This is a genomic window from Spirillospora sp. NPDC049652, from assembly GCF_040675125.1.
In the GTDB taxonomy this organism is placed as follows: domain Bacteria; phylum Actinomycetota; class Actinomycetes; order Streptosporangiales; family Streptosporangiaceae; genus Spirillospora.
The window spans coordinates 1-7,269 of the sequence record NZ_JBFAOF010000320.1 but is presented as its reverse complement, the minus strand read 5'-3'; the positions used below and the strand labels follow the sequence as shown (position 1 = coordinate 7,269).

The window sequence follows — 7,269 nt, the reverse complement described above, 5'->3', positions numbered from 1 at the left end:
TGCGCCGGGCGGGCCTGCTGCGCGGCGGGGACGTCCGCGCGGAGGCGCTGGACGCGGTGTTCGCCGCCCAGCCGTTCGCCCTGGACTATTACTGAGCGAACCGGAGACTTGAGCGAACCGGAGACTGAGCGAACCGGGCCCGGCGGGGCTCGACGGGCCTGGTCGCGGCCGCCCCGGCACGCCCTGCGCGCGCGAGGCCGCCCGGTCCGATAGCGTGGCGTCGGCCGAACACATGATCGAAAGGCGGGGCCGTGCGCGTGATGGGCGTGGACCCGGGGCTCACCCGATGCGGCGTCGGCGTCGTGGAGGGGGTTCCCGGCGCGCCGCTGAGCCTGGTGCACGTGTCGGTCGTCCGCACCGCCCCCGACGAGGACGTGGCGCTGCGGCTGCTCGGCATCGAGCGCGGCATCGAGAAGGTCATGGACGAGCTGTGCCCCGAGGTCGTGGCCGTGGAGCGGGTGTTCGCCCAGCACAACGTCAGCACGGTCATGGGGACCGCGCAGGCGGCGGGCCTCGCGATGGTCGCCGCGGCGCGCCGCGGCCTGCCGGTGGCGATGCACACGCCGAGCGAGGCCAAGGCCGCGATCACCGGCAACGGCCGCGCCGACAAGGCGCAGGTGGCGGCCATGGTGACGCGCCTGCTGCGGCTCGACGCCCCACCGAAACCGGCCGACGCCGCCGACGCCCTAGCCCTCGCCATCTGCCACGTGTGGCGCGGTGGCGGGCAGGCGCGGCTGGCCGCGGCGCGGGCCCGTCCCGTCCCGGGCCAGGCTGGCCCCACCCAGGCAGAGATCAACGCCGCCCGCATCGCCGAGGCGCGCAAGGCGGCCCGTTCCCGTAGTCGAGGAGGTTCCCCGAGGTGATCGCGTTCGTCAGCGGCAAGGTCGCCGCCGCCGGGCCGGACGGCGCCGTGATCGACGTGCACGGCGTCGGGATGGCGGTGCAGTGCACCCCGGCGACGATCGCCGCGCTCAAGGTCGGCGAGGACGCGCACGTGCCGACGTCGCTGGTCGTCCGGGAGGACTCGCTGACCCTGTTCGGGTTCGCCGACGACGACGAGCGGCAGATCTTCGAGCTGCTGCAGACCGCCAGCGGCGTCGGGCCGCGGCTGGCGCTGGCGATGCTGGCCGTGCACAGCCCGGACCAGCTGCGCCTCGCGGTCGCCCAGGAGGACGTGGCGGCGCTGACCAAGGTGCCCGGCATCGGCAAGAAGGGCGCGCAGCGGATCGTGCTGGAGCTGAAGGACCGGCTCGGCGGCCCGGTGGGCGCGCCGGACGCGCCCGGCCGCCGTCCCGGCGCGGGCCAGGCGTGGCGCGCGCAGGTGCAGACCGGCCTGGTCAACCTCGGGTGGACGGTCCGGGACGCCGACGCCGCCGTGGACGCGGTCGCCGCCGACCTGGACGGCACCGAGGTCCCGCCGGTCGGTGAGCTGCTGAAGGCCGCGCTGAAGAAGCTGAGCAAGTGAGCGAGTACGAGGAGCGCCTGGTCGGCGGCGGCGCCGAGGGCCCCGAGGAGCAGGTCATCGAGGCCGCGCTGCGGCCGAAACGGCTGGACGACTTCGTCGGGCAGGAGCGCGTCCGCGAGCAGCTGTCGCTGGTGCTGCGCAGTGCCCTGCGGCGCGGCCGGACGCCCGACCACGTGCTGCTGTCGGGCGGTCCGGGGCTCGGCAAGACGACCCTCGCCATGATCATCGCCGCCGAGCTGGGGCAGCCGCTGCGGATCACCTCCGGGCCCGCGATCGAGCGGGCCGGCGACCTGGCCGCCGTGCTGTCCACCCTCGCCGAGGGGGAGGTGCTGTTCCTGGACGAGATCCACCGGATGGCCCGTCCCGCCGAGGAGATGCTCTACATGGCGATGGAGGACTTCCGCGTCGACGTCGTGGTCGGCAAGGGCCCCGGCGCCACCGCGATCCCCCTGGACATCGCCCCGTTCACGCTGGTCGGCGCGACGACCCGGGCGGGGATGCTGCCCGGCCCGCTGCGCGACCGGTTCGGGTTCACCGCGCACATGGACTTCTACGCCCCGGCCGAGCTGGAGGTGATCGTCCAGCGGTCCGCGCGGCTGCTGGAGGTGGAGATCACCGACGAGGGTGCGGCGGAGGTCGCCTCCCGATCGCGGGGCACGCCCCGGATCGCCAACCGGCTGCTGCGCCGCGTGCGCGACTACGCCGAGGTGCGCGGGGACGGCGTGGTGACCCTGGAGGAGGCCCGCGCCGCGCTGACCCTGTACGAGGTGGACGAGAAGGGACTGGACCGGCTGGACCGGGCGGTTCTGGGTTCGCTGATGCGCAAGTTCGGCGGCGGGCCGGTCGGCCTGTCCACCCTGGCGGTGTCGGTGGGGGAGGAGCCGGAGACCGTGGAGGTCGTGGCCGAGCCCTTCCTGGTGCGGCAGGGGATGCTGGCCCGCACGCCCCGCGGGCGCATCGCGACCCCCGCGGCGTGGGCCCATCTGGGCCTCACGCCGCCCCCGACCGCGCCGCTGGCGGGCGCCGCCCTGTTCGATCTGGACGAGGGCGCGGACGAGCCCGGATAGCGGGCGCCGGCGGAATGACCGCCGTGACATGATCACGGCGGCGTGATCGGGGCGTAACGGGTTGGGAACTTCCCGAGAGTGCCGCTCGTCACGTCGTTGCCGGGGTCTCGCGTACTCTCTAGACTCCGGGACTTGGTCACACCGTCCACCAGCCGGCGGTCCCGAGACACGGCCTACCGGCCACAGGCTGGGCAATCCAAAATCGGAAGGACGCCCCGTAATGGGCAGCGACACACACATCCTGGCGGCGAGCTCAGGGGGCAGCGGTGCATTCAACCTGCTGCTCCTGGTGGCCGTGCCGCTGGTTTTCTATTTCCTGCTGATCCGGCCGCAGAGCAAGCGGCGCAAGGAGCAGATGCAGCTGCAGAACAGCATCGCGCCCGGCACCCGGATCATCACCACGGCGGGCATGCACGCCACGGTGGTCGAGGTGCAGGACGACGGCATCGTCCTGGAGATCGCCCCCGGCGTGGAGGCGAAGTTCGTCCGGCAGGCGGTCATGACCGTCCTGAAGGACGAGCCCGCCGACGAGGAGCTCGAGGGCGAGGAGCCCGACGAGACTCCGGCCGCCGAGGCCGACACCGCGCCGCAGGCCAAGGCCGCCGGCGTCGAGGACGCGGGCGCGGACGAGAAGACCGCCGTGAAGGCGGGCGTTAAGGCCGACGCGAAGGACGAGGACGAGGCCGCCCACGCGGGCAAGGCCGACAAGCCCTCCGCCTGACCCGCGGCGGTACCGACAAGACGGGAAGTTCGACGACCAGTGGCATCGTCTCGTAGCAATGTCCCCAGGCCAGGGCGCACACTTCTGGCGCTCTTCGTGGTCATGGCGGCCCTGACCGGCGTGATGTTCATGCAGGGGAAGGGGACCCCCAAGCTGGGGCTCGACCTCGCGGGCGGGACGACCGTCACGCTGACCGCGCACACCGAGAACGGCAAGACCCCGCCGGGCCAGCAGATGGACCAGGCCGTCAAGATCATGACGCAGCGGGTCAACGGGCTCGGCGTCTCGGACGGCGAGGTCGCCAAGCAGGGCGGCAACAACATCGTGGTGAACCTGCCCGGGCAGGGTCAGACGCGTGCGGCGGAGACCATCGGGTCCACCGCCAAGCTCCAGTTCCGGCAGGTGTTCGCGCAGGCGAGCGGGCTGCCGGGACAGGCGCCGGCGACCACGCCGACGCCGACGACGAGCCCGTCCGGGAAGGCCACCGGCAAGCCGACCATCCCGGCCACCGGCGGCCCGTCCGCCAAGCCGTCGGCGTCGGCCAAGCCGAGCGACACCTCCACGCCGCGCGGCCGGGCGCTGTCGAAGGCCCTGACGGCCCCGACGCCGTCCGGGTCGCCGGCGACCAAGCCGACGGGATCGTCGTCGCCGAAGCCGGCCGGCACCCCGACGGCGCAGACGCCGCCGATCGGCGCGGACGGCAACGACTTCGCCGGTGTCGACGACAAGGCCGCCATCGCCCAGTTCCAGCAGACCGTCTGCGACGCCAAGGGCGGCCCGACCGTCCCGGGCTCCAACGACGTGAACCGCAAGTGGGTCGTGGCGTGCGACGACAAGGCCGAGAAGGGCCAGGTCACCAAGTACCTGCTCGGTCCGGTGCGGGTGCTCGGCGAGGACGTCAAGTCCGCCAGCGCGATGCCGCCGGACGCCTCCCAGGGCCAGTCGAGCTGGTCGGTCAACCTCACCTTCACCGGTAAGGGCGGCAACCAGTTCTCGCAGACCACCACCGAGGCGTCCAAGGCCTACCAGGCCAACCCGTCCTCGCCGCAGTCGCAGGTCGCGATCGTGCTGGACGGCCAGGTCGTGTCCGCGCCGTCCATCAACCAGGGCCCGATCACCGGCGGCAGCGCCCGGATCGACGGCCCGGCGGAGAGCTTCACCCAGACCTACGCCGAGGACCTGTCCAACAAGCTCAAGTACGGCGCCCTCCCGCTCGAGTTCAAGATGAGCGCGATCGACGAGGTGTCGTCCACGCTGGGCGCCGACCAGCTGCGCGGCGGCCTGATCGCCGGCGGCATCGGCCTGGCGCTGGTCCTGCTGTACTGCATGGTCTACTACCGGGGCCTCGGCCTGGTCGCGGTCGGCTCGCTGGTCGTCGCGTCCTGGATGACCTACGTCGCCGTGGTCATCCTCGGTGAGAACATCGGCTGGCGGCTCAGCCTGCCGCACATCATCGGTCTGATCGTCTCGATCGGCATCACCGCGGACTCGTTCATCGTCTACTTCGAACGGATCCGCGACGAACTGCGCGCCGGACGGGCACTGCGGCCCTCGGTCGAGGTCGCCTGGAAGCGCGCGCGGCGTACCATCCTGGTGGCGGACGCGGTGACCTTCCTCGCCGCGGTCGTGCTGTACTTCCTCGCCGTCGGCGGCGTCGCGGGCTTCGCGTTCGCGATGGGCCTGACCACGCTGATCGACGTCGTGGTGGTGTTCTTCTTCACCAAGCCGCTGGTGGCGCTGCTCAGCCGGACCAAGTTCTTCGGCCGGGGCCACAAGCTGTCGGGGCTGGACGCCAAGCGGCTGCGCCGGACGGCGCCGTCCCGCGCGACCGGCACCGCCCGCCCGACGAGCCAGGAGGTCTGATCATGGGACTGCGTGCGATCATCTCCCGGATCTACCGGGGCGAGATCAGCGCCGACATCGTCGGCCGCCCGAAGATCTGGTACTCGATCTCCGGCCTGCTGATCGTGTTCTCCCTCGTCGGCCTGCTGGTGCAGGGGCTGACCTTCGGCGTGGAGTTCAAGGGCGGCTCGGTCTTCACCATCGCCAAGGCGCAGCACCATTCGATCGAGGACGTCCGCGGCGCGGTCACCTCGGCCGGGGTGCACCAGACGACCGTGCAGAAGGCGGGCGGCAACTGGCGCGTCACCACCGAGAGCCTCGACCCCAAGCACGTCAACGAGGTCAAGAAGGACGTCGCGCAGAAGCTGAACGTCTCGGAGAACGACGTCAGCAGTCAGATCGTCGGCGCGTCCTGGGGCGGTGAGATCACCAAGAAGGCGTGGCAGGCGCTCGTCGTCTTCATGATCCTGATCATCGCCTACCTCTCGGTCGCCTTCGAGTGGCGGATGGCGGTCGCCGCGATGGTGGCGCTGCTGCACGACCTGATCATCACGGCCGGCATCTACGCCTGGTCGGGGTTCGAGGTCACGCCCGCGACGGTGCTGGGCTTCCTGACCATCCTCGGATACTCGCTGTACGACGCGGTCGTGGTGTTCGACATGATCAAGGAGGTCACCCGGCCGCTCAACGCCAAGTCGAGGATCACCTACAGCGAGGCGGCCAACCAGGCGCTCTCCAGCACCCTGGTCCGGTCGCTGAACACCTCGCTGGTGGCGATCCTGCCCGTCGCGGCGATCCTGTTCATCGGCACCACGCTGTTCGGCGCGGGCACGCTGAAGGACCTGTCGCTCGCCCTGTTCGTCGGCATGATCGTCGGCACCTACTCCTCGATCTGCGTGGCCACGCCGCTGCTGGTCCAGCTGAAGGAGCGCGAGCCGAGGTACCGGGAGCTGCGGCAGAACATCCTCAAGCGCCAGCAGAGCCCGAAGCAGCAGGCGAAGGTGGCCAAGGCCACGGCGGCCCGCCCGGCGCCCGACGACGACCCCGCGCCGTCCGGTGAGGAGCCGGCTGGCGGCGAGGCGTCCGGCGGCGCCGCGCAGGCCGAGGTGCCCGCGGGCGTCACGCTGCGCAAGGCCGTGCAGGGGCCGCGGCAGCAGCCCAAGCGCGGCACCCGGCAACAGCGCCGCGGCAAGTAGGCTGCTGGGACGACCTGCTCGAACGAGCATGACGGCCGTGTCCGTCTCCCCGGAGCACCGGGGGGCGGGCACGGCCGTCGCACTGTGCCGGGACGGCCGCGCACGCCGGCCGTCCCCGCCCCCGAGAGAAGACGCACAAGGAGACCCGTGGACCTCGACAGGCTGATCCAGGACCGGATTCGCGACGTGAGCGACTACCCGAAGCCGGGCGTGCTGTTCAAGGACATCACCCCGCTGCTGGCCGACCACGTGGCGTTCGCCGGCGTGGTCGACACGGTGGTCAACCACTACGGCCGCGGCACCGTGGACAAGATCGTCGGGATCGAGGCGCGCGGGTTCATCCTGGCCGCCCCCGTCGCCTACCACATGGGCGCGGGCTTCGTCCCGGTGCGCAAGAAGGGCAAGCTGCCCGCGGCGACCTACGAGCAGAACTATGAGCTCGAGTACGGCACCGAGACGATCGAGATGCACACCGACGCGTTCGAGCCCGGCGACCGGGTGCTGATCGTGGACGACGTGCTGGCGACCGGCGGCACCGCGCGCGCGGCGGCCGAGCTGGTCCGCCGGGGCGGCGGCGAGGTGGTCGGGCTTTCCGTCCTGATGGAACTGTCGTTCCTCAACGGCCGTGACAAGCTGGACGGTCTGGACGTGCACGCCCTGGTGACCGTCTGAGAGTAGAACCCTCCCGGAACGTGTGGAATGTACCGTCCCTGAAGAATGTTCTACTGATCACGCACCCGAGATCGTGGATTCGGCCGGGTGCGAAAAGGGGGCCGGATACACTGGCCGAATCAGCGACCGGCGGGAACCGGGCGCGCCCGCCCGGCGGCCCGAGGAGATCGCGCCCGCACGGCTTCGAGGAGGCTGGGTGCCAGGTGAGGTGGTATCAACCGACGCGGTGACCGGCACGCGGACGGACGTGGAGCGTCCGGCCGCGCCGGGTGGAGGCGCCGTGCGTCCTCCGGCCGCGCCCGCGAG

General features: G+C 71.8%; 7 protein-coding genes. All 7 read left to right on the top strand.

Annotated elements, in window-relative coordinates; translation table 11 throughout:
- Positions 1-251: 251 nt before the first annotated feature.
- Positions 252-863 (top strand): crossover junction endodeoxyribonuclease RuvC, encoded by a 612-nt coding sequence (ruvC, locus tag AB0J52_RS20740; RefSeq protein ID WP_500183275.1) that lies wholly within the window; start codon positions 252-254, stop codon positions 861-863.
- Complete coding sequence (gene ruvA, locus AB0J52_RS20735) at positions 860-1,465, top strand: Holliday junction branch migration protein RuvA (protein WP_500183273.1); 606 nt, start codon at positions 860-862, stop codon at positions 1,463-1,465. Before ruvC ends, ruvA begins: the two co-directional genes overlap by 4 nt.
- Before the next feature lie 17 nt (positions 1,466-1,482).
- Positions 1,483-2,532, top strand: a complete 1,050-nt coding sequence (gene ruvB / locus AB0J52_RS20730) for a Holliday junction branch migration DNA helicase RuvB (RefSeq protein ID WP_500183277.1) — start codon at positions 1,483-1,485, stop codon at positions 2,530-2,532.
- A 220-nt stretch (positions 2,533-2,752) separates the two neighbouring features.
- On the top strand, positions 2,753-3,253 hold the full coding sequence (gene yajC / locus AB0J52_RS20725) for a preprotein translocase subunit YajC (RefSeq protein ID WP_500183272.1): 501 nt from the start codon (positions 2,753-2,755) through the stop codon (positions 3,251-3,253).
- Between the two features lie 102 nt (positions 3,254-3,355).
- On the top strand, positions 3,356-5,116 hold the full coding sequence (secD, locus tag AB0J52_RS20720) for a protein translocase subunit SecD (protein WP_500183271.1): 1,761 nt from the start codon (positions 3,356-3,358) through the stop codon (positions 5,114-5,116).
- Between the two features lie 2 nt (positions 5,117-5,118).
- Entirely contained in the window at positions 5,119-6,291 is a 1,173-nt protein-coding gene (gene secF / locus AB0J52_RS20715; RefSeq protein WP_500183269.1) for a protein translocase subunit SecF, read from the top strand.
- A 147-nt stretch (positions 6,292-6,438) separates the two neighbouring features.
- Entirely contained in the window at positions 6,439-6,963 is a 525-nt protein-coding gene (locus tag AB0J52_RS20710; RefSeq protein ID WP_500183267.1) for an adenine phosphoribosyltransferase, read from the top strand.
- The last annotated feature ends 306 nt before the right edge of the window (positions 6,964-7,269 follow it).

Bases quoted from the DNA above. Each gene is read 5' to 3' on its own strand.
- secD (WP_500183271.1), top strand. From the start codon at position 3,356: ATGGCGGCCCTGACCGGCGTGATGTTCATGCAGGGGAAGGGGACCCCC.
- secF (WP_500183269.1), top strand. From the start codon at position 5,119: ATGGGACTGCGTGCGATCATCTCCCGGATCTACCGGGGCGAGATCAGC.
- yajC (WP_500183272.1), top strand. From the start codon at position 2,753: ATGGGCAGCGACACACACATCCTGGCGGCGAGCTCAGGGGGCAGCGGT.